The 24,360-nt window shown below is 47.8% G+C and carries 17 protein-coding genes; 7 read left to right on the top strand and 10 right to left on the bottom strand.

Annotation, left to right across the window (positions count from 1 at the left end; all coding sequences use genetic code 11):
* Positions 1-12: 12 nt before the first annotated feature.
* On the top strand, positions 13-741 hold the full coding sequence (gene phoB / locus C4S39_RS06620) for a phosphate regulon transcriptional regulator PhoB (protein ID WP_103966247.1): 729 nt from the start codon (positions 13-15) through the stop codon (positions 739-741).
* A gap of 86 nt (positions 742-827) precedes the next feature.
* On the opposite strand, the gene C4S39_RS06615 is transcribed toward phoB, so the two are convergent.
* From C4S39_RS06615 to C4S39_RS06590, 6 genes are all read right to left on the bottom strand, one after another.
* A complete protein-coding gene (locus C4S39_RS06615) occupies positions 828-1,445 on the bottom strand; it encodes a hypothetical protein (protein ID WP_219817923.1) in 618 nt (205 codons plus the stop codon).
* On the bottom strand, positions 1,429-1,875 hold the full coding sequence (locus C4S39_RS06610; RefSeq protein ID WP_103966283.1) for a hemerythrin domain-containing protein: 447 nt from the start codon (positions 1,873-1,875) through the stop codon (positions 1,429-1,431). The genes C4S39_RS06615 and C4S39_RS06610 overlap by 17 nt, the downstream gene beginning before the upstream one ends.
* 102 nt (positions 1,876-1,977) lie before the next feature.
* On the bottom strand, positions 1,978-2,781 hold the full coding sequence (locus tag C4S39_RS06605) for a formate/nitrite transporter family protein (RefSeq protein WP_103966246.1): 804 nt from the start codon (positions 2,779-2,781) through the stop codon (positions 1,978-1,980).
* 24 nt (positions 2,782-2,805) lie between these two features.
* Entirely contained in the window at positions 2,806-4,020 is a 1,215-nt protein-coding gene (gene hemW, locus C4S39_RS06600; RefSeq protein ID WP_103966245.1) for a radical SAM family heme chaperone HemW, read from the bottom strand.
* A gap of 4 nt (positions 4,021-4,024) precedes the next feature.
* Complete coding sequence (locus C4S39_RS06595; protein ID WP_103966244.1) at positions 4,025-6,535, bottom strand: ABC transporter permease; 2,511 nt, start codon at positions 6,533-6,535, stop codon at positions 4,025-4,027.
* A 62-nt stretch (positions 6,536-6,597) separates the two neighbouring features.
* Positions 6,598-7,287: an ABC transporter ATP-binding protein gene (locus tag C4S39_RS06590; protein ID WP_103966243.1), complete on the bottom strand. Its 690-nt coding sequence runs from the start codon at positions 7,285-7,287 to the stop codon at positions 6,598-6,600.
* On the opposite strand from C4S39_RS06590, the gene C4S39_RS06585 reads away from it, so the two are divergent.
* A complete protein-coding gene (locus tag C4S39_RS06585) occupies positions 7,286-7,930 on the top strand; it encodes an arylesterase (RefSeq protein ID WP_258039320.1) in 645 nt (214 codons plus the stop codon). The two genes, C4S39_RS06590 and C4S39_RS06585, sit on opposite strands and share 2 nt — an antisense overlap.
* A 49-nt stretch (positions 7,931-7,979) precedes the next feature.
* Here the strand turns inward: C4S39_RS06585 and C4S39_RS06580 are convergent, their stop codons facing one another.
* Positions 7,980-8,960, bottom strand: a complete 981-nt coding sequence (locus tag C4S39_RS06580) for an RluA family pseudouridine synthase (protein WP_103966242.1) — start codon at positions 8,958-8,960, stop codon at positions 7,980-7,982.
* 444 nt (positions 8,961-9,404) lie between these two features.
* Between C4S39_RS06580 and C4S39_RS06575 the strand changes: the two genes are divergently transcribed.
* Complete coding sequence (locus tag C4S39_RS06575) at positions 9,405-11,921, top strand: Rne/Rng family ribonuclease (protein ID WP_103966241.1); 2,517 nt, start codon at positions 9,405-9,407, stop codon at positions 11,919-11,921.
* Between the two features lie 32 nt (positions 11,922-11,953).
* On the opposite strand, the gene polA is transcribed toward C4S39_RS06575, so the two are convergent.
* Complete coding sequence (gene polA / locus C4S39_RS06570) at positions 11,954-14,704, bottom strand: DNA polymerase I (protein WP_103966240.1); 2,751 nt, start codon at positions 14,702-14,704, stop codon at positions 11,954-11,956.
* A gap of 13 nt (positions 14,705-14,717) precedes the next feature.
* On the opposite strand from polA, the gene C4S39_RS06565 reads away from it, so the two are divergent.
* The 4 genes from C4S39_RS06565 to C4S39_RS06550 all read left to right on the top strand — a co-directional run bounded on the left by C4S39_RS06565 (position 14,718) and on the right by C4S39_RS06550 (position 17,961).
* Positions 14,718-15,443, top strand: coding sequence for an LOG family protein (locus C4S39_RS06565; protein ID WP_103966239.1), 726 nt, complete (start codon positions 14,718-14,720; stop codon positions 15,441-15,443).
* A gap of 110 nt (positions 15,444-15,553) precedes the next feature.
* Positions 15,554-15,898 (top strand): DUF2782 domain-containing protein, encoded by a 345-nt coding sequence (locus tag C4S39_RS06560; RefSeq protein WP_258039319.1) that lies wholly within the window; start codon positions 15,554-15,556, stop codon positions 15,896-15,898.
* Positions 15,899-15,976: 78 nt separating this feature from the next.
* On the top strand, positions 15,977-16,927 hold the full coding sequence (locus tag C4S39_RS06555) for a homoserine kinase (RefSeq protein ID WP_103966237.1): 951 nt from the start codon (positions 15,977-15,979) through the stop codon (positions 16,925-16,927).
* 47 nt (positions 16,928-16,974) lie between these two features.
* Positions 16,975-17,961, top strand: a complete 987-nt coding sequence (locus C4S39_RS06550) for a BPSS1780 family membrane protein (RefSeq protein ID WP_103966236.1) — start codon at positions 16,975-16,977, stop codon at positions 17,959-17,961.
* Between the two features lie 218 nt (positions 17,962-18,179).
* On the opposite strand, the gene C4S39_RS06545 is transcribed toward C4S39_RS06550, so the two are convergent.
* Both C4S39_RS06545 and C4S39_RS06535 read right to left on the bottom strand, forming a co-directional pair.
* On the bottom strand, positions 18,180-22,040 hold the full coding sequence (locus C4S39_RS06545) for a beta strand repeat-containing protein (RefSeq protein ID WP_103966235.1): 3,861 nt from the start codon (positions 22,038-22,040) through the stop codon (positions 18,180-18,182).
* A gap of 387 nt (positions 22,041-22,427) precedes the next feature.
* On the bottom strand, positions 22,428-24,299 hold the full coding sequence (locus C4S39_RS06535) for an integrin alpha (protein ID WP_103966233.1): 1,872 nt from the start codon (positions 24,297-24,299) through the stop codon (positions 22,428-22,430).
* Positions 24,300-24,360: the final 61 nt, after the last annotated feature.

Raw genomic sequence — 24,360 nt, 5'->3', positions numbered from 1 at the left:
ATGGAGTAGTTGATGGCTGTAACAATACTGATTGTTGAAGATGAACTTGCAATTCAGGAATTGATCGCGCTTAATTTAAAAAAGGCAGGTCATATGGTTTTATGCGCGGGGAATGCGACACATGCAAAACTTCTGATCAACAATGTCTTGCCCGATCTGGTATTGCTGGATTGGATGCTGCCTGATATTACCGGTTTAGAATTTGCACGCAGCTTAAGACGCGAAGAGCGCACCAAAACCATTCCGATCATCATGCTGACAGCCCGGATTCAAGAGAACGACAAAATTGCCGGACTGGAAGCCGGAGCGGATGATTACATCACCAAACCTTTTTCCCCACGCGAATTACTGGCCCGGATTAAAGCGGTGCTGCGTCGCCGTTTACCCGAAATGTCCGATGAAATTATCGATATTGGCGGCCTGAAACTGGATCCCACGACACACAGGGTTCACGTGTACTCGGAGTATGATCCTGCCAAACTTACAGAAATCATACTGGGTCCAACGGAATTTCGTTTATTGCACTTTCTGATGGCGTATAAAGAACGCGTACACACGCGAGCCCAATTGCTGGATCGTGTCTGGGGCGATCATGTTTTTATCGAAGATCGTACCGTTGATGTGCATATCCGCAGGCTGCGCAAAATTCTTGAAACAGTCGGTAAGGAAAATCTGGTGCAAACCGTGCGCGGGACAGGCTACCGGTTCTCGGTCGAGCGCAGCGAAGAAAGTATAGGATAAAATCGAGAGGATAGCCGGATTCTATTGCGCGCTGCACAACCGATCCAAGAATGCAATTGCAACTGCGGGAAGTCACGATCTTCTAATCAATTCACAGATGTAACGCATATTACGCGGGGATCATCGGCAAACTCAAGCAACAAGCGCCGCACGCGCTCCTGCCACGCATCAGCAAATGCAGTCTGCTGCACCACATCGGCACAATCCTGCAGGATAGCCATCAGGCGCTCCCCCTGAGCGGGGTCAGCCGGTATCAACGAAACATCGAGCGTCACCGCCACGCTTGCATTGGTGTCGAGGCGCGTAAAAACAATAGCTTCTCCTTCGCGCTGCGATGCAAAACTGAGCAATCCCTTGCGCCGGTGGCGCCCGCGTATTCCGTGGAAACCGTTACCTGCGGCAGCGCCCGTGAGCAATGTCAATACTTGCGCCATGACGCCGGTGACGCCATCATCCTCCGGTGCGGGCATATGCACGGCGATATTGCCACGTTCCGCAGGCTCATCCGGATAAAGCACGGCCAGCGCCGCGCGCCCGATCAAAAATGCTCCGGCAACGGTTGGACAGGAATGCCCGGCCAGACGCACAGCATCCAGATAATGATAGTCGAACCGACCATCTTGAGCAGCGCCCAACATGGCCGCAAACGGATCATGAGTACGCACGACTGGAGCCTGTTCATAAAAATCAGGAAAATTCACCATTTTTACCTCTCTGTATAGATTGGATTGATTCTTCGGTTGCAAAAACAATAGCCGGATGCGACTGTAATTGAGGGAAAAGCATACGCTCTTCATATCGCACATGCGCAGCCAGCAAATCGCCAAACCGGCGCAGACGCGCTGCGGGATCGAGCGCACAAGATTCGCAAGCCAGCCTGCGCAGCTCTTCATGGTCAGCAAGAATACGCGTAATAATATCAGCATCCAATACGTCTTTGGCAAGCTGCAACAATGCTTCCTCCTGAGCAAAATGCGTCACCAGCACATCCTGCCAGTGCGCTTCGATACGCTGCACCGCCGCCAAGCAAGTAGCCATGTCATTACTCTCCGCCGCTTTCCGGGCAGCACGCGCTAACACTAGCGATGTATGGTGTTCTCGGGATAACGGAAGCAAAGCGCCAATTCGAGGCATAATAACCTTGAGTATGATTACAAATAATTTCTGAGAAGAATATTCGTTATATTCATAAATCTGATCCGTACATTCAGGTGCAAAACTACAGTACATTGCAAGTTAAAGTTGATTGGTTGCTTGACCATAACTCCAATACAACATAAACCCGGTAAACATCATCCCACCCAATAGATTCCCCGCAATCACCGGCAATCCATTCCATAACCACCAATCCGCGATGGTGATATCCGCGCCCAGCCACATGCCAGCGGGAATTACGAACATGTTGACGATGGCGTGTTCATAACCGAGACCGAAAAAGGTCATGATCGGCAGCCACATTGCGGCTATTTTTCCGCCGGTGGTGCTGGACGTGAAAGCCATCACGGCACCCAGCGTCACCATCCAGTTGCATAATATTGCGCTGGTAAAAGCCGTGATCGTGCCATCGAAACCCAATTTGGCGTACTCGAGCGTTTTAGTTTCGGCAATCGCAATGGTTCGTTGCAATGCGGGAATGGTTTCCGGATCAATCGCCCCCATTTTGGTCGCCACAATGCAATATAAATAGGCATACGTAACGCTGCCAATCAAGTTACCGGCCAGCACCCAGGTCCAGTTGACAAGCAAACGGCTCAATGAGGTTCTTTGGCCTTTGACTGCAATTGGAATCAACGCAAAATTGCCGGTGGCCAACTCCAATCCGAGCAGTACAATCATAACAAAACCCACCGGAAACACCAGCGCACCCGCCATCCCCCAGCCTGTCTGTGTCGCTGCCAGAATCGCCAATGTCGTGGCGTAACCGAGAAAAGCGCCTGCCAGAAAACCACGGATCAGCAATTGCCTGACTGGCAGGCTCGCCTTTTTGGCACCTGCCTGCAACATGTTTTCGACAATTTCTTCCGGTTTTACATACGCCATGACTCCGCTCTCCCTCGAACCCATTCAAGGCAACGATTTTAGCGTATTATCGGATGGCGTGTTTTCGGGCAAAAAGATTTGCAGCAGATCGTTCAGAAAGCGCCGACCCAGCACAGTGGGTTTAATGCGTAGATGGTCATGCACCAGCAAACCGCGCTGTTCTGCCTCATCCAGTTGTTGCTGCACGACAGCAATCGGTAAGCCGGTATGCTCCTGAAACAGCGGCGTATCAAATCCACCGGTGAGCCGCAGCGCGTTCATCATGAATTCAAAGCTCCGATCTGCGACCGTCAATTCCTGCCGGGTCTGGATTAATGACTCTCCCATTCGGGCTTTGGCCAGATATTCCTTGGGTTGTTTATAGCGCATCTGGCGCACGATTTTATCGGCAAAGCTGATTTTGCTGTGCGCGCCTGCACCGATGCCGACATAATCCCCAAATAACCAGTAATTCACGTTATGACGCGACTCCTTCCCTGCACGCGCGAATGCCGAAGTTTCATAATTACGGTACTGATGATCCGAGGTTGTTTGTTCGATCATATCCTGCATCGCTGCCGCTGCTTCATCATCGGGCAGCTTGGGCGGAAAGCGGTAAAACAGCGTATTGGGCTCCAGCGTTAAGTGATACGCGGAAATATGCGTAACACCATACGAACACGCCGTCTCGATATCCGCCTGAGCTTGTTCCAGGGTTTGTCCGGGTAATGCGTACATCAGGTCGAGATTGATATTATCGAAATACTTCAGTGCAATATTCACTGCCCGATGCGCTTCCTGATCATCATGCACCCGGCCTAGTGCCTTCAGATGCTGCGGATTAAAGCTTTGTATACCGATCGACAGGCGATTGATGCCCGCTTTGCGGAAATCCGCGAATTTTTGCGCTTCAAACGTTCCGGGATTAGCCTCCAGGGTGACTTCGACGAAGTGTTCCAGCGGCAGTAATGTACGCACTGCTGTCAACACTGCATCCATTGCTTCGGCGCTAAATAGACTTGGCGTTCCACCCCCTAAAAATACGCTGCTGAGCCGCCGCCCCCACACATCCTGAAGCGCAGACTCAAGATCCTGTATCAGCGCGGCAACATATTCTTCTTCAGGCACCCGGCTTTCGCCGGTGTGAAGTTCGTGTGAATTAAAATCGCAATAAGGACATTTTTTCAGACACCACGGAAAATGAACATATAAGCTCAGTGGCGGCAGCGATTTAAGCTTCGGGGTCGGCCAATCAGGCATCGAGTTAACCGATTTTGCGTAACGTCAATAGTGGCGGGCTGGATAACGCCGAACGCGTACCCAGCAAACCTGCCACCAAAACACCGATCATACCCGTCAATGTGCCAACCACCCAGATCCACGGATTAAATGTGTAGTCGAAATGCAAAACATGCTTGCTGATGACATAGGCAAGCGCACTGGCGCCGGCAGATGCGAATAACCCGGCCAATCCGCCAAGAATCGCAAACTCGGCCGCCCAAGCGCGTGACAATTGCTCCCGCCTGGCGCCCAGTGTTCTGAAAATGGCCGCTTCATAAATGCGCTCATCTTGTGTTGCGGCAATCGCCGCATACAGTACGGCGAATCCTCCCAACAAAGTGAATAAGAAAACAAATTCAATGGCTTGAGAAACTTGCTGGATCATTTGCTGTACCTGATTGATAACCATAGCCACATCGACGACCAAAATGCTTGGGAATGTTCTGACAAGTTCATGAATCATGGAAATTTCTGCTGGTGGCACATAGAAGCTGGTGACAAAACTGGCCGGATAGTTATCCAGTAAACCTGGAGGTACCACAACAAAAAAATTAGCCTTGAAAGTGTCCCAATCCACTTTTCTTACGCTGGTAATTTTGGCCGTGAAGTGGCTTCCGGCGATATCATAAGTCAGTTCATCACCTAACTTAACGCGAATGGTTTTGGCTATGCCTTCTTCAATCGACAGCTCAGCCTCATGGGTACCGGTATTCCACCAGGCCCCCTGCACAATCTGGTTATCCGATGAAAGTTCGTCTGCCCAGGTTAAATTGAATTCACGCCGTATGTGCCTCTCGGCATGCAGATCATCCTTATAACTTTTAGGTGATACATTTTTACCGTTAATCTTGACTAATCGCCCCTTGACCATCGGATACATCGGCGGCGGCTCTATCTCGTATTGCTGAAAAAATTCTTGCAGCGACTGTACTTGATCCACTTGTATATTTACCAGGAAGTGATTGGGCGCGTTGGGAGGTAAGCTAGCGTGCCAATCGTCAATCAGATCATTCTGAATCAGCGTCAGCACAAGCAATGCCATCAATCCCAATCCCAGAGCCACGGCTTGCAATACGCTGGAAATCGCACGACGATAAATACTGGCCAAACCATAGCGCCAGGCACCGCCGGCTTGATGACGCAGACCTGAAAGCACTTTAATCAACAACCAGCCCAGGCAGCCAAAAATGATAATCGCTGAAACAAACCCCGTCACGATATAAAGACCCAGCTTCAGATCTTGCGCTTTCCAGATAAATAACAGCGACAAAGTCACCAATCCCAATAAATAACCTGCCAAACTGTGTGTATTGGATAAGCCGATGTCTCTGCGCAACACACGTAACGCCGGAACGCTACGCAAATTCAGCACCGGCGGCAATGCAAAACCGACTAATAACACTAAGCCAACCAGCAATCCTTGCAACGCTGGCAACCAGCTTGGCCAGGGTAATGCAGTATCCACGATACCGATCAGCCAATGCGTCAGAATTTGCTGCGCGGCAAAGCCGATCAAACAGCCGATGGCGCTGGCAATAACACCCAAGGCAGTAAAATAATACCAATAGAGATGAAACAGTTGCTGTTGGCTGGCTCCCAAGCTGCGCATTACTGCGCATCCATCCAAATGGCGCTGAGTAAACCGGCGCACCGCCAACGCGATTGCTGCGGCTGCCAAAACCACGCTGGCCAATGCAGCCAGACTTAAGAATTTTTCCGCACGCTCCAACGCGGCCTTAATTTCAGGTCGCGCATCGCGAATACCTTCCACCCTTTGTGCTTTTGTCAGTTGTGGTTTTATCCAATCGCGAAATTGCTGCACTGCTTTTACTTCACCTGCCACCAGCAGCTGATACGAAACACGGCTACCTTCCTGAATCAAATCCGTTTCCAATAAATCGGATGCATTGATCATGGCGCGTGCGCCCATGTTGATGAACCCTACCGAGTGATCCGGTTCGCGCACAACCAGTTCAGTTACGGTTAGTTGGGCCGCCCCGACATCGACTACATCGTTTGCTTTAAGATCAAGTCGCGTCATGACCTTCTCATCCACCCAAATAGTACCCGGTTGCGGTATGGTGTCGGCTATCGTAATTTCTGGCTGCTCTGCACGCGACATTGAAGAGCGGCTGGCCAGATATATACGCCCGCGTAAAGGATATCCCTCAGTCACTGCTTTAATTTCCGTGAGCAAATTATTCTCACCATCAGAAATCATACTGGGAAACTTGGTTAACGAGGATATTGTTAACCCCAATCGGCTGGCCTCATCAGCATAAGTATCCGGCAAGGGCCGACTCGAAATGACCAGCAAATCGGCACCCAATAATTGATTACTTTCACGCGTGAGAGCCAATTCCACCCGCTCGGCAAAAAAACCTACCGTGGTCATACCGCTCACTGCAATGATCAATGCCAACACCAGAACATTAAGCTCACCTGCCCGCCAATCACGGCGTAGCATACGGAAAGACAATTTTAAATGGTTCATAATGAAAATCATCAATGTACTAAAAAGATAGAATGAATAGCAATAATGCCAAGCTTCTGCAACTATGGCACCAATTTACCGTCCGCTAAACGAATCTGACGCGAACAGCGCCGTGACAACGCTTCATCATGAGTAACGAGAACCAATGTCGTGCCATGCTCACGATTAAGCTCAAACATGAGATCAATTATCTGTATACCGGTAGCCGAGTCAAGATTCCCGGTGGGTTCATCCGCCAGCAATAACTTAGGATCCGTGGCAAAAGCACGCGCAATGGCAACGCGTTGCTGCTCTCCTCCGGACAATTGTTTAGGATAATGATTCAGGCGTTTGGCCAGTCCTACGCGCTCCAGCAATTTCCGGGCTATTGCTTCAGCATTTTTGTTCTGTTGAGAAAGCTCCAAAGGCAACATCACATTCTCAGTCGCCGTTAACGCTGGTAATAATTGAAATGATTGAAAAACAAAACCCAGAATTTTTCCGCGCAAAGCCGCGCGGCTATCCTCATCCAATGTAAAAATATCGATTGCATCCAGATGAACTTTCCCTGCGGTTGGCAAATCCAATCCTGCCAGTAAGCCTAATAAAGTAGATTTTCCCGAACCGGATGCGCCTATAATTGCAACAGCCTCACCTGCATTTACTTGCAGATCGATATCTTGCAATATCGTAAGTTGTGTATCTCCGGTATTGACCTGCTTGGTCAATGCATGAGTCCAAAGAATGGGCTGATTAACATCATTATCTAACATGAAAAAAAATTTCCTGATTATTCTGATTGTTGTTTTTACTATCTGCGCTCCGGCAGTCGCATCGACCAAAACCATAATGGTCTTTGGCGATAGCCTATCCGCCAGTTATGGCATATCGACCGAAGCAGGCTGGGTTACACTGCTGGAACAACGATTACAGTCAAAACATGCTGATTATCGCATCATCAACACAAGCATCAGCGGCGAAACGGCATCGGGAGGCCGCAATCGAATCCGGCAAGCGCTTGAAACACATCGTCCCGAGATTGTTATCGTTGAACTTGGTGGAAATGACGGTTTACGCGGCGCATCGATCAAATCCATTTATGAGAATCTGGCTGCCATTATAGAAGAATGTCAACAAAACAATGCACTGGTTTTACTTGCCGGCATGCAGCTACCACCAAATTATGGCAGAACCTACACACAAAAGTTCCAAGCCATCTTTCCGCAATTGGCCGAAAATTATCAAATCAAATTAATACCATTCTTACTCGCTGGTTTTGGCGATAAACACGAATTCTTTCAAGCTGACGGAATACACCCTACCGAAGTCGCACAGAAGAAAATTGCAGAAAATGTCTGGGAAGTCTTGCAAACCATGTTTAAAACTGAACAAATTGCCACCAATCCTGATATTTAATCGTACATTGTATCATCGCGGCTTCATAAGAAGAACTTAAACCGGGCCGTTAGAATCGATCCAGATCGTCGATGAATTTCTGCAGATCACTGGACAAAGGCGAACGCAGATTGATACGCTGTCCTGAAACGGGGTGTGTTATTTGCAGCGAATGAGCATGCAAAAACATACGCGTCAGTTTGCTTTTCCCGCCACTCTCACCTTTAGCGAGTCGCTTGTTGATCTCAAAATTACCATATTTATCATCTCCCAGAATGGGAAAACCCAAATGTGCAAGGTGAACACGGATTTGATGCGTACGGCCGGTTTTTATTTCTGCATCCAATAAACTGAAATTATCCCAGGATTTATCCAGCTTAAATATCGAATGAGAAGTCATCGGCTTGTTGCCAGGGCGAATGCTGGTGACTACAGCGACACGCCTTTCACCACTGGCCGTCACATATTTGTCAAGCGCCAGCCTTACATGCTGTTTAGCATTCCGCCACTTGCCTTTGACCATAACCAGATAATGTTTCTCCACTAGGCCTTCGCGGATTTGTCGATGCAGCTCGACCAATGCACTGCGTTTTTTTGCCAATAACAACACACCCGAAGTTTCCCGATCCAAACGATGCACCAACTCTAGAAATTTCCATGATGGATTTTGCGCACGTAATTGCTCGATCACGCCAAAGCTGACGTTACTTCCACCATGAACAGCCATTCCACTTGGCTTATCAATTGCCAGCACTGCATCATCTTCATATAGATTAGTAAAAGAGAAGAAATTTACACAAGTAATTGCAGCTCGATTGAAAGAATCTTTTGTTTCAGTCCTGACTGGCGGAATTCGCACCATATCGCCTAACTGCAAGCGATAGTTAGCATCTATCCGCTTTCCGTTAACACGCACCTGACCGCTTCTTACCAATTGATACAAATGATTTTTTGGTACATTCCTAAATCGTTTGAATAAAAAATTATCGATCCGCTGATCATCTCCATCTTCTTTCACACACTCTTTGGTTATTGATGTAATAGATTCCATACTTTAATTATATATTTGATTTAATGAAATCCCAGATATAATATGTAAACTCCAAAGGAATTAAAGGGGTATTAATCATTATTTCTCTGCAAGAACTAAATTATTCAAGACAAAATATGCATTATAAATTCGCTGATCAAGCCCATGCTCTCTTAGATTAATGAATGATCGGGTTTAAGGAAAGTTGCGTTTGGAACTTTATGTAAAATCTGTTACCTTAAACAGTCTGCATAATATCTATAAATATCGTTGAGATTGAAACTATAAAGAACAATCCAACATATTAAATAAATTAACAAAAAGAAACACATAATTGACAAATATTTTTTGTAACTCAAACAATAAACCCAAAGCTCCTCATTACAACTACGTACACCGAAAAAATCTATCCATTCGGCAAATTATGGATAGTGCATGGACAAATAAAACACGTAAGGTTTGTAAATGAAACGAATGTTATTTAATGCAACACAACCTGAAGAGTTGCGCGTTGCAATAGTAAACGGTCAAACGCTGGTTGACCTCGATATAGAATCTGTAAGCAAAGAACAACGTAAAAGCAATATCTACAAAGCTGTTATTACACGTGTCGAACCCAGTCTGGAGGCTGCGTTTGTTGATTACGGCTGTGAAAGGCATGGTTTCTTGCCATTCAAAGAGATTGCCCCTTCGTGTTTTGCTGAAAGCGGCACTCCCAATGCGCGAATCCAGGATCTTCTGCAAGAAGGGCAAGAACTCATCGTTCAAGTCGACAAAGACGAACGAGGAACCAAGGGCGCTGCATTAACGACTTATATCTCTCTGGCCGGTCGGTATTTGGTTTTAATTCCTAATAATTCCAGTAGTGGCGGTGTATCGCGCCGCATCACAGGTGAAGAACGCAATGATTTACGCGAAGTCATTGCAAAACTTGAAATTCCTGCAGGCATGAGCATTATTGCCAGAACTGCCGGGATCGGTCGCAGCAAAGAAGAACTGCAATGGGATTTGAACTACCTGACACAGCTTTGGTACGCCATTGAGGAAGCCGCCAATAATCAAGATGGTGTTTTTCTGATCTATCAAGAAAGCAGCTTGGTTATCCGTGCAATTCGCGATTACTTTAGCCAGGAAATCGGTGAAATCCTGATTGACAGCCGTGATATCTATGAACAAGCCAGTCAATTTATGGCGCACGTTATGCCTGCAAACGTGGATCGTCTTAAGTTTTATCATGATGATGTTCCATTATTCTCACGCTTTCAAATTGAACATCAGATAGAAACAGCCTATTCCAGACAGGTTTCTCTTCCTTCAGGCGGTGCAATCGTTATCGATCACACTGAAGCACTGGTTTCTGTTGACGTAAACTCAGCCCGCGCAATCCGCGGCCTGGATATTGAACATACCGCGCTCAATACCAATCTTGAAGCAGCTGATGAGATCGCCCGTCAATTGCGGCTACGGGATTTGGGCGGATTAATTGTTATCGACTTTATCGATATGGATGTACAGCGCAATCAGCGCGAAGTCGAAGCTCGATTGCATGAGGCATTGCGGCAAGACCGCGCGCGTATTCAGGTAGGAAAAATTTCGCGTTTTGGATTACTGGAATTATCCCGCCAACGCTTACGCCCTTCATTAGGGGAAAGTAATTACATTCCTTGCACGCGATGTCAAGGCACTGGCTTCATCCGTGGAACCGATTCTTCAGCGCTGCATATACTAAGGATCATTCAGGAAGAAGCCATGAAAGAAAACACCAACACGTTGCATGTTCAATTGCCGGTTGATGTAGCCACCTTTTTGCTAAACGAAAAACGCGCGGAAATTTATGACATTGAAATACGTCAAAGGATCAATATTGTTCTGATCCCCAATATTCATATCGAAACGCCTAACTATAGTATTAATCGCTTACGCCAGGAAGACATAAGGTCAAATGAAGCGGTCGCCAGTTATAAATTGGTGGAGAAAAATACTGAAGATAACAACCTCGTATTTTCTGAGCAGAAAAATAAACCTGTCCGTCCACAAGCCGCGGTTCAGGGTATAACCCCCACTCTACCCGCACCAGTGCGCGAAGATAAATCACGCGACACTTCGTTATTGGATAAATTCTTCGGTTGGTTTAAACCTGTTAAGAATGAAGAGATCAAAACCGAGCTTGAGAAAAAACAACAGCTTGACATTGATAAAAACAAGACGTCTCAGGAACGCACGCGATCGAGAGGGCGGCGTGGAAGAAACCGCAATGAGCGTAATAAAGATGCTTCTATGCACAAACAAACCAAACCAGGCGAACTGACAGATCCTGGTATCGTCGCTGCGACACCAGCAGAATACGCCACCCCGGCGGAATCTGGTGATTCTCCGGAGCCATCCATAGAACGAAAAAATGCCAGAAGCAGGCCTTCTCCACAGTCCGATCCGGATCTTGAAGAAAAATTACCGTCAGACAATGCACTCATCAATGAAACAGAAAATCATGACGGCATAGATGCAAAACCCGTAGATCGTAAACGTACGCGCCGGCATCGCGGGAATAAGAATCGCGATCAATCGGTACGCGCTAAGACTTTGATTGAGAATCAGGACGCTCCGGATAGTGCATCGACCAATGATGATAATTCGGCAAATCATATACAGGATATTGCAACATCGACTCCAGTCATTGAACCTGCCAAGAAGCAATCTACGAGGAAAGAAGTTGCAAAAAACCCTGCTAACGATCCTCAAATAGCCAGTAACAATAATCTCCCGGATGAATCGGCTATTGCATATCAACAACCTGAATCTCACATCACTAAAACACTTCCGGATTTCACGGAAAGTGGCCTCGTGATGATAGAGACACCGCCAGAAAAAGTTGAGATGGCAACCGAAGAAATCATTATTCCTAAAAGACCGCGAAGAAGAAAAATCAAGCAAACCTCCGATGCTCCCGCTGAGCCGTTAATGCAAATCGAAACACGCGAATGAAGCCCGTGCACGCTGCAAGTGCATATAGTTTTCTAGTGCGCCTGTTCCCAATTATCTCCGGCTCCGATCTCAATTACCAGCGGTACATCAAGCTGCAAAACATTGCCCATATATTCCGGCAGGCCGGATTTCATTAATGCAACTTCATCATCCGGAACCTCCAGAACCAGTTCATCATGGACCTGCATAATCAGCTTGCTGCGTAATTTTTCCTTGTGTAGCCAGCTGCGTACCGCGATCATTGCCAGCTTGATAATATCGGCGGCAGTGCCCTGCATGGGTGCATTAATGGCAGCCCGTTCCGCCCCTTGCCGGCGATTGCCATTGGCATTGTTAATCTCGGGCAACCATAGCCTGCGTCCCAGTACGGTTTCAACATAACCCAGCCGTCTGGCTTTCTCGCGGGTTTGCTGCATATATCTCTCCACTCCCGGATACCGGGCAAAATAACGTTCCATATAAGCACGGGCAGCACTACGCTCAATGCCCAATTGCGCCGCCAAACCGAATTCAGACATACCATAAATCAAGCCAAAATTAATCACCTTAGCATAGCGACGCTGCTCTTGATCGACCTGATGCAGGGGAATTCCCAGAATTTCTGCAGCCGTTGCGCTATGAATATCTTCCCCGGCCGCAAACGCTTTTAACAGACCTTCATCTTGAGAAATATGCGCCATGATGCGTAATTCTATCTGTGAGTAATCGGCTGAAATAATCCGGTATCCCGCCGGGGCTATAAACGCTTCACGAATTCTGCGGCCCTCGCTGGTACGCACTGGAATATTTTGCAGATTAGGATCCGAACTGGCCAGGCGGCCGGTCACAGCAACGGCTTGGGAATAATTGGTATGCACCCGCCCGGTATTGCGATCCATCATGAGCGGTAATTTGTCAGTATATGTGGATTTCAATTTAGATAAACTACGATAATTAAGTAATAGCTTCGGTAATGGGTAATCCAATGCAAGCTGCTGCAGCACGTCTTCATCGGTAGAAGGGACACCCGTAGGTGTTTTTTTGACAATCGGTAATTTAAGCTGGTGAAACAAAATTTCCTGTATCTGCTTGGGTGAATTCAAGTTGAACGGCTGTCCGGAGAGGGCATAGGCTTGTTGTTCCAGTGCATGCAATTTTTCACCCAGCTCGTGACTCTGCTTTTGTAACAGTTTGTAGTCCAATAAAACGCCATTTCTCTCAATTTCAAATAACACATTCAGTATCGGCATTTCTATTTCACGATAGATGTAATTCAATTGCGCGTTACTTTGGATATTGGGATACAACGCCTGATGCAAACGGAACGTGATATCCGCATCTTCCGCAGCATACTGCGTGGCGGTATCAATCGCTACTTCATCAAATCCGATACGCTTGACGCCTTTCCCGGTAACATCGTCATAACTGATCGTCTTAACATCGAGATGGCGTAACGCCAAACTATCCATATTATGAGAACGATGGGATTCCAGCACATAGGATTGCAGCAATGTATCATGAGCAATACCATTCAACTGGATGTCATGGTTGGCAAAAACATGTTTATCGTATTTTAAATTCTGTCCCAATTTGGGCCTTGTTGCACTCTCCAGCCACGGCTTAAGTTTTTTTAACGCGCTATCAAACGAAAGTTGCTGCGGCGCCCCGGGATACCTATGCATCAATGGAAGGTATGCCGCATGATGGCTCTCAACGCAAAACGAAATACCCACCAGTTTTGCCTGCATTGGATTCAGACTGGTTGTTTCACTATCGATCGATACCAGCTGCGCCGCATCCAATCGAGTTAACCAATCATCCAATTCCGCATCGGTAAAGATCGTTTGATAAGTGACTGATTGACCCATAACGGCTTTATCATTTCCGCCATCACCTGCAGCCAGCTGGTTTTCACTCACAGTGGCTGATCCCGGTTGATTCGAATTCGCAATCCCTTCCTGTTGACGTAATTCACGCAACGACGTCTTCATGTCCAGCTGCTCGTAAAGCCGTGCCAGTTGTCCGGTATCCTGAGGCTGCAGGGCCAGATCCGTGATTTTAACCGGCAGATCCACATCACATTTGATAGTGATTAACTGGCGCGCGGTATCGAACCAATCCAATGCCTTGCGTAAATTATCACCTATTGCGCCTTTGATTTCATCGGCATGCTCAATGATGTTATCCAATGATCCATATTGCGTCAGCCATTTGACGGCTGTTTTGGGCCCTACCTTGTGCACACCGGGAACATTGTCTGACGTATCGCCTACCAGCATCAGGTAATCCAGCATGCGTTCCGGCGGCACACCAAACTTGGCTGACACGCTCGCTTCATCGAGTACTTCATTACTCATGGTATTGACCAATGAAATATGAGAATTCACCAGCTGCGCAATATCTTTGTCTCCGGTGGAGATGATGCACCGCATATCAGCTTCGACTGCCCGTCTCGCCAAGGTACCGATGACATCATCCGCCTCCACTCCGTCAATAATCAACATCGGCCAGCCCATAGCACGGATACAGGCATGCAAGGGTTCGATCTGGGCCGCCAGCTCCATAGGCATAGGCGGTCTATGTGCTTTATACTCAGAATAGATCTCGTCCCGGAAAGTTTTACCTTTTGCATCAAACACACACGCGCTATAATCCGCGTGGTAATCCTTGTGCAAACGCCGCAGCATATTGAGAACACCATGAATAGCGCCCGTTGGTTCATTATTGCGATTACGTAAATCAGGCAATGCATGATAAGCACGGTATAAATAAGATGAACCATCAACCAGCAACACTGTTTTCATTTATAAATTTCCTATGAGCTTGCGAGATAAACCTAAACCAGCCGTACCCCCGTCTATGGATAAACCCTGGTCAGCCAGAGAGTCATGGCGCATGTTTGGAATTATGGCAGAATTTGTAGAAGGAACAGAACGGCTCGACACCATTCAGCCCGCTGTCAGCATTTTTGGCAGCGCGCGTACCCATCCCAACAGCCCACACTATAAATTAGCCGAGCAAATTGCCAAACAACTTTCTGACGCCGGCTTTTCTGTAATCTCCGGCGGCGGCCCGGGTATCATGGAAGCTGCAAATAAAGGCGCTTATTACGGAAAATCACCCAGCATCGGTTTAAACATCCAATTGCCACACGAACAACATCGCAATGCATTTCAGGATATCAGTCAAAGTTTTCGGCATTTCTTTGTCCGCAAATATATGTTTGTCAAATTTGCCACCGCTTACGTCGTCCTTCCCGGCGGCTTCGGAACATTAGATGAACTTATGGAGGCGTTAACCCTGGTGCAAACGGGAAAAACCCGTAAAATGCCTATCATCCTCGTTTATTCAGAATTCTGGAACGGTTTGCTCGACTGGTTCCGGCATGCGTTGATTACTGAAGGTTTTATCTCAACCGATGATATGAATCTGATTCAAATTATCGATGAACCCGAACAAATTGTCAGTGCAATTTTCCAATATTATGAAACCAGTGGATTCGAGCCATCCGCTGCTGAACGAGAAATTCAATTCAATTTGTAACCCTCAACAGCGATTTTAGGTAAAATACGGGTATCCTGACCCGCCGGGAATCACTCATGCATCTGTACCGACTTATTTTAATTGTATCACTATGTTCGATACTGCCTGCGATGGCAGAATCAGAACATCCTCAGCAATCGAAGAAATCCAAGCACCCCGACAATCTTATACCCTTGCCCGAGGTTCCAGAGTTACCCCCTGAAACCGATTCTTCACCGCTGCTTCCCGAGATTCCCGCAGACCCCGAGCTGGAAACCGAAGTCACCATTATTAAACGTGGCGAGGATGTTATTGAAGAGCACCGCGTGAACGGCGAACTTCTGATGATCAAGGTGATTCCGCGTATTGGCCCCCCTTACTATCTGAAAAAGAATCCTGTCAGGAGTCATCACGACCATGCGGGTGAAGGCGGCATTGATGTCAATCCGCCCATGTGGCAAATATTGAGATTCTGATGATAATCAGCATGCAGAGATCTATATTCCATGAATAACCGGTATTTCTACTTTCGCGCTTTTATTTTCTGCTAATTCATGTCTGTTTTCACACCTGTTACCGATAACCAGCTTACGATTTGGTTACAAGATTATGAACTTGGGAAACTCACTCATTTACAAGGCATCACATCAGGTATAGAAAATACCAATTATTGGGTCACCACCACGCAAGGCAAATTTGTTTTAACTCTTTTTGAAAAACTTACCCGCCATGAACTACCGTATTATCTGAATCTGATGGCACATTTGTCGCAACATGACATACCCTGCCCTGCACCAATCCCGCGGCTGGACCGGAAGTTACTGGGCGAACTGAACGGCAAGCCAGCGACGATTGTTACATGCTTGTCCGGGCAATCGGTGATCCATCCAACCGCCATGCAATGCGCGGAAGTCGGCACTGTTCTGGGCAGAATACATTTGGCAGGAGATTCGTATCACGGAAAAATGAATAATCCTCGCGGATTAACCTGGTGGCAAGCCAGAGCACCTGAAATCACGCCTTTTTTATCCGATGCCGAAAACCATTTGCTCCGGACTGAACTGGATTTTCAACTGGCACAACACAACATCTCATTACCCAATGGAATTATCCACGCCGACCTATTTCGCGACAATATTCTGTTTATCGATCATGCAATAGGCGGCGTCATCGATTTTTATTTTGCCTGCAATGATAATTTCCTATACGACCTGGCTATTACGGTAAATGACTGGTGCATGACTCAAAACAAAACTCTGGATGAAATCTGCACACTTTCCCTGCTGCAAGCCTATCACGATATCCGTCCGCTCACTGCGGCCGAACACGACGCGTGGCCTGCCATACTGCGCGCGGGCGCATTACGTTTCTGGATTTCCCGGCTATACGACTATCATTTACCACGCTCAGGAGAATTAACGCATGCCAAAGACCCGGCACATTTCCGGGAAATATTGGAAAATCATGCCGCAGACTCGATAAAACTGCGGCAACTTTGGCTGTAAATCATTATTCATACTATTATTCATCGAATTCAACTGGAGAAACATCAATGGAAATTCATCAAGTTAGCGCAAAACAAGGATTACAATGGATCTTGAGCGGCTTCTATCTGTTCCGCAAAGCGCCACTGGCCTGGGTATTTGTGTGCTTTTCCTTGATGTTCATCGCCATAACCATGTCATTGGTGCCATTACTGGGGAAATTTATTTTCACTCTGGTTTCACCCGTCTTTCTGGCCGGTATCATGCTGGGCTGCAAGGACATGGAACAGGGCAAACCCTTGGATATATCGTATCTATTCATGGCATTCAAAACCAATCCGGTGCCATTAATCACGATCGGCGGCATTTATCTGATCGGGCAAATCCTGATTATTGGCCTGGTCATCCTGATCGGAGGCTCTCAAATGACGGATATGCTGCTATATGGAAAACGAGTCGACGAAAGCGAGCTCATGGGCGTAATGAGCAATTTTCTTACAGCGTCACTGCTCACATTAGCGCTTTCCATTCCGCTCATGATGGCTTCCTGGTTTTCCCCGCTATTGGTAATTTTTCACAATACTCCACCCATCGTTGCAATGCAGAAAAGCTTCTTTGCTTGCTTAAGAAACTTCATACCTTTCCAGCTCTATGGCATCACGCTCATCCTCCTGACCATTCTCAGCATAATGCCCTACGGCGTGGGGCTGGTGATTCTGATCCCGACAATTTTCACTTCCATTTATGTGAGTTATAAAGACATTTTCCTGAATGAACCGCTTCGATTCAAAAATAACGAATCCGGGCACGATTACCGGCAAGCCAACTGGGCGGCTGATAACACTGAGGAATCGAAAAAAAACGAAACTGAAACCAAGCAACAATCTCATGAACCGGAAAACAAATCTGTAGATTCGGGTTCCGGAGAACTCGTTCAGTGCGCGCACTGCAACCTGCTTGTACCACGGCAGGAAGCCATCGGAGAAAAAGAACCATTCTTTTGCAGTGAGGAACACCGCAAACTGTACCAATCTGCGGACAAATCCTCATCATGAATCAATAGCCGCCCTGGTTATCCCGGAAACTACCGGTTCGAATCATACTCATCCGCTGCCGCCTGCCAGAGGCGATAGTCAGGCAGCATAACTCAGCAGGAATCGAGATCAATTGGATTACCTCCGGCAAAGCTGGAGGCTTCCCTGCTGATGTATTTTTGTTTACAACCTGCGCATCACTGAAAAATTATCCGGCACGCTTTTTGATCCATCGCTTGTCAGACCACCGGGAAATCCGTCGTCACAGCCACCCCGACCAGCACCACCGCATCGCCTTGCGTATATTCATGGAAGTTACCGCGAATGCCGCCATCGGTCCAGCCGCTGCTCAACCCAACCACGCTATCCCCGGCATTGCCTTTGATCTTCAAGGTATTCGTCGTATCCGACAGATCGATGACGTCCTGCGCGGTCAAGGTCAGTGAATTATCCCCGACGCCATACAGGCCGATAGTCTCGATACCGTGAATTTTATCGATCACGCTGGACAGATCCAGATTAAAGTTGCTGCCAGCCAGTCCCAGGATATCGGTGCCGGAACCGCCATCGACAAACTGAAAGGTGTCATCCGATATGCGAATGTAATCGTTGCCCGCACCGCCATCGAACCAATCCGCGCCACCGCGGCCGATCATGCGATCGTTGCCGGCGCCGCCTTCAAAGCGCTCCGCCGCCTTGGTGCCGGTGAAAATATCATCGCCGGGCGTGCCGGGAAAATCCACATCATTACCGGTAAAATCGCTGCGGCCAAAGATGATGTAGCTGGATCCGGAATAAATACCATTCGGGTCATCACGGGAAGCACCGACAATCAAATCGTCAAACCCATCGCCATTGACGTCCCCCGCGCTGCTCACAGAAGAGCTTGAAAAATCATCCGCTGCTTCACCCAAACGGAAACCGCTGCTGCCGTCAAGGCTGAATAAATCCATCGCTGCATCAAAGCCTGAAGCCTTGCCAAATATCACGTAACTGGAGCCGGAGCTACCAATAATCAAATCATCGAAGCCATCGCCATTGACGTCCCCCGCGCCGCTTACCGAGCCGCCTAAAAAATTAAATTCCGCTTCACCATCCAGGCGGAAACCGTTACTGCCGTCCAGACCGGATAAATTCATCGTGGCATCGAATCCGGATGCCTTTCCAAATACCACGTAACTGGAGCCGGAACGATCGCCATTCGGATCGGCACCAGTAGCACCAATAATCACATCACCAAATCCATCCCCGTTGACATCTCCCGCACTACTGACAGAGCTGCCTGAATAATCACGCTCTGCTTCACCATCCAAGCGGAAACCATTGCTGCCATCGAGACCGGATAAATTCATTACCGCATCAAATCCCGATGCGCGCCCGAATACCACGTAACTGGAGCCGGATCGGTCACCATTTGGATCAGCATCATGAGCACCAATAATCACATCATCAAAACCATCCCCGTTCACGTCCCCCGCACTGCTCACCGAGTTGCCTGAAAAATCACGCTTCGCCACCCCATCCAGGCGAAAACCATTGCTGCCATCGAGACCGGATAAATTCATTGCCGCATCAAATCCGGATAGCCTGCCAAATACCACGTAACTGGAACCGGAAAAATCGCCATTCGGTTCAGCACGAAAAGCACCGATAATCACATCATCAAAACCATCGCCATTGACATCCCCCGCATTGCTCACAAAGGAGCCTGAAGAATCATACGCTGCTTCACCATCCAGGCGGAAACCATTGCTGCCATCAAGATCGGACAAGTTCATTGTGGCATCAAAACCCGACGATTTACCAAACACCACGTAGCTGGAACCGAAACTGCCACTGTAATAACCGCCATTCGGATTAGCATTAGGAGCACCAATAATCAAGTCATCAAAACCATCGCCGTTGACATCCCCGGCAGCGCTGACCGAATTACCCGAACGATCGAATGCTCCACCATCCAGACGGAAACCATTATTTCCATCAAGATGGGACAAGTTCATTGTGGCATCAAAACCCGACGATTTACCAAACACCACGTAGCTGGAACCAGAGAGAATTCCGTTCGAATCAGCATGAGGAGCGCCAATAATCAAGTCATCAAAGCCATCACCATTCACATCCCCCGCATTACTGACAGAGCTGCCTGAAGAATCACGCTCCGCCACCCCATCCAGGCGAAAACCATTGTTGCCATCCAGATCGGATAAATTGATGATACCCGCATCTAAGAAATTGACACGCACAGCGGTATCCACTTTCAATACCGCTCCATTTTTCGTATACATATGGAAGCCACCCTGGACACCTCCCTGAAGGCCTCCGTCCACCCAGCGATTGCCGCGTACAGCAATTTCATCGCCGGCATCACCCTTGACGATCAGAGTACCGGGAGTATCGCTGGGCAGAGCAAGCAATCCCGCTGTGGTTAAAGTCAGTGTATTATTGCCATTGCCACTCAGATCAATCGTTTCGATGCCACTGATTCTTCCCCGGACATCAATCAGATCCAGATTTATTCCGCCACCATCCAGGCCCAGTGTATCGTTCCCTCTACCACCGTCAACCCGCTGGAAATCCAGATCGGGTACCCGGATAATGTCATCACCGCTCCCTCCGTAAATCACATCCGCCCCGCCACCGCCGATCAGCAAGTCATTGCCATTGCTCGGATCGAAGTGTTCCGCAGCCGCAGTGCCTGTAGCCACGCCATCCCCAGTTACACCCACATAGGTTACGGTACCGGTAAACTGGCTTGCGCCAAAGATCACATAAAATGAATTGCCGTAATCAGTAGAAGTGCCAATCATCAAATCATCAAAACCATCACCGTTAACATCTCCCGCAGCTCTGCCAAAGCCTGCTAAATCACGCGGGCTTTCTCCATTGAAACGGACACTATTGCTGCCGTCAAGATCGGATAACCTTATCTCGGCGTCGAATCCCAAAGCCTTGCCAAACATCACGTAGGTGGAACCGGAATCATCACCGTTCGGATCGGCTCTGCCGTTACCGATAATCAAATCGTCAAAACCATCGCCATTAACGTCTCCTGCCTTATTGAACGTGAATCCGCCTTCATTTATAAAAACAAAACCGTTGCTGCCATCGATCTTGGATAAATCCATCGCTGCATCAAAACCGGAAGATTTACCAAATACCACGTAACTGGCAGACGAACGAGTAATCATCAAATCATCAAATCCGTCGTTATTGATGTCTCCTACATCGCTGAATCCCCCCGCTCCATCCAGACGAAAACCGCTATTGCCGTCAAGATCGGATAAATTCATCGCCGCATCAAAACCCGAAGCCTTACCAAACACCACGTAATTAGCATCAACAGCGCTAACAATCACATCATCGAAACCATCTCCGTTTATATCCCCTATACTGCCGATTCGTGTCGCAAAACCACCCCCTGCTCCATCCAGACGGAAGCCATTGCTGCCATCAATATCGGACATGCTCAGCGTCGCATCAAAACCTGAAGATTTACCAAACACCACATAGCTGGGATTATCATAACTATTAACAATAAAATCATCGAAACCATCTCCGCTGACATCTCCCGTCCTACCAACAGATATACCCAAAAACTCATGCTCTGTTCCGCCTTCCAGGCGAAATCCATTACTACCGTCAAGACTGGATAAATTCAGGCTGGCACCAAAACCGGTTGCTTTGCCAAAGACTACATAGGCATTGTTAACAACAATGCTGCCATAATTGCGTTCCCTTGTTTCTTCAATAACAACCAGATCGTTGAAACCATCACCGTTGATATCGCCCACCCCGCTCACACTGGAGTAATTGAGATTAACGTTAATCTGGAAACCATCCTCACCGCCCAGATGGAGCAAATCCATGCTGGCATCAAAACCCGATGCCTTACCGAACACCACATAGCTTCCTTCATAATATTTTTCGAAGGATCTGCCAATCGCTATATCATCGAAACCATCACCATTGATATCACCTGCACCACCGATTGAAGATCCTATAGAGTAATACCTTCTGTCATCCAACCGGAAACCGTTACTGCCATCCAGGCTGGATAAATTGATGCTGATCGTTGTCGGCCTTACACTTGCCGTTGCCATTATGATTACCTCCTAAATAAAAAGAGATTTGCGGTCATCCATCGATGACCGGAGATTTCATTCTCATCCTTGCCCTGAGCAAGAACGATGTGACGATTCCGTTTACCCAGCCGTATATTCCTCACATACCGCAAATCATTTATTTAAATTATTTTTATAAGAACAGATTGACGAGATCAGGCATTGTGATACAAAAAACCTTGGATGACAATTCAGATAATTCCGATGGCGCGCGCAGGTTTTCAGGAAGCCTAAGTGGCGTTTGAAACATTGCGGGAAGGGTGATAAGAAATGCGTTCGGTGCAGGCGGTCGCCCTGCAAAAACAGGTCAGAAAATGCAAGCTTTCCGACCTGTTTCTAACTAATGGATAGTTGTTGAATGGCGAGTCAGGTTATCAGGGAATCCGTCGTCACAGCCAATCCGACCAATATCACCGCATCGCCTTGCGTATATTCATGGAAGTTACCGCGAATGCCGCCATCGGTCCAGCCGCTGCTCAACCCAACCACGCTATCCCCGGCATTGCCTTTGATCTTCAGGGTATTCGTCGTATCCGACAGATCGATGACATCCTGCGCGGTCAACGTCAGTGAATTATCCCCGACGCCATACAGACCGATGGTCTCGATGCCGTGAATCTTATCGATCACGCCAGACAGATCCAGATTGAACCCGTTGCCGGCCAGTCCCAGGATATCGGTGCCCGAACCGCCATCGACCCACTGGAAAGTATCATCCGATATGCGGATGTAATCGTTGCCCGCACCGCCATCGAACGAATCCGCGCCGCCGCGGCCGATCATGCGATCGTTGCCATCCCCGCCTTCAAAGCGCTCTGCCGCCTTGGTGCCGGTAAAAATATCATCTCCCGGCGTACCAGGGAAATCCACTTCGTTACCATCGGTAAAATCACTGCTGCCGAATATCACATAACCGGAACTGGGCGTATAATAGGAATTATAAGCATTTCCTCCATAGGATACTGTTCCTCCGCCAGCACCGACCATCAAATCATCAAACCCATCGCCATTTACGTCTCCCACACCACTGACCGAACTACCTGAACGGCCACCTTCCAAAACCCCGTCCAGAGGCATCAGATTTACCGTGGCATCAAATTCCGATGCCTTGCCAAATACCACGTAACTGGAACCAGATTGACGGCCATTCGGATTAGCATCAGGGGCACCTATAATCACGTCATCAAAACCGTCACCGTTGACATCTCCAGCCGCGCTGACCGAGGCGCCTAAATAATCGCGTGCTGCTAGTCCATCCACGCGAAAACCATTCTTGCCGTCAAGTTCGGACAAATCCATCCCGGCTTCGAATCCGGATACCTTGCCAAATACAACGTAACTGGAACCGGAATACCTGCCATTCGGACTAGCTCCAGGTTCACCCACAATCACATCATCGAAACCATCCCCATTGACATCTCCGGCATTGCTCACAGAGCGTATTTCTCCATCCAGACGAAAACCATTGCTGCCATCAAGCTCCGATAAATCCATATCCGCTTCAAATCCGGATGCCTTGCCAAATACCACATAGCCGGGACCATCATCAGAGAAGAAAATGCGAGTGCCGATAATCACATCATCAAATCCATCTCCGTTGACATCTCCGGCAGTGCTGACCGATACACCTAAAATATCACCATATGCTCCCTTCATGCGGAAACCATTGCTGCCGTCAAGTTCCGATAAATCCATCTCCGCTTCAAATCCGGACGCTTTGCCGAATACCACGTAGTTACCGATAATCACATCATCAAATCCATCTCCATTCACATCCCCGGCGGTACTGGCATCACCCTCTCTATTCAAACGAAAACCATTACTTCCATCAAGTCCCGATAAATCCATCTCCGCTTCAAATCCAGACGCCTTGCCAAATACCACGTAGCTGGAAATCCCAGTTCCAATAATCACATCATCAAAACCATCCCCATTCACATCCCCGGCAGTACTTAATCTACGTCCTCCATCCAGGTCCAAGCGAAAACCATTACTGCCATCAAGCTCCGATAAATCCATATCCGCTTCAAATTCCTCAACCTTGCCAAACACCACGTAACTGGAGGTACTGTAATTCCTACTGTAATCCCCATAAATGCTGAATGACAGATCATCCAGACCATCCCCATTCACATCGCCCGCATTGCTGACTGAACGTAAGGAATGTCCCACCTCTACATTCAGACGAAAACCATTGCTGCCATCGAGATCAGCCAGATTGATACTTGTCGTTGCCATTATTTTTACCTCCAAAACAAGAAAGGATTTGCAGGTTATCCATCAACTGCCAAGGATGTTC

Origin of the sequence: Nitrosomonas ureae (assembly GCF_900108305.1) — a bacterium.
In the GTDB taxonomy this organism is placed as follows: Bacteria; Pseudomonadota; Gammaproteobacteria; order Burkholderiales; family Nitrosomonadaceae; genus Nitrosomonas; species Nitrosomonas ureae_B.
This window is presented reverse-complemented; position numbering and strand designations above follow the sequence as displayed.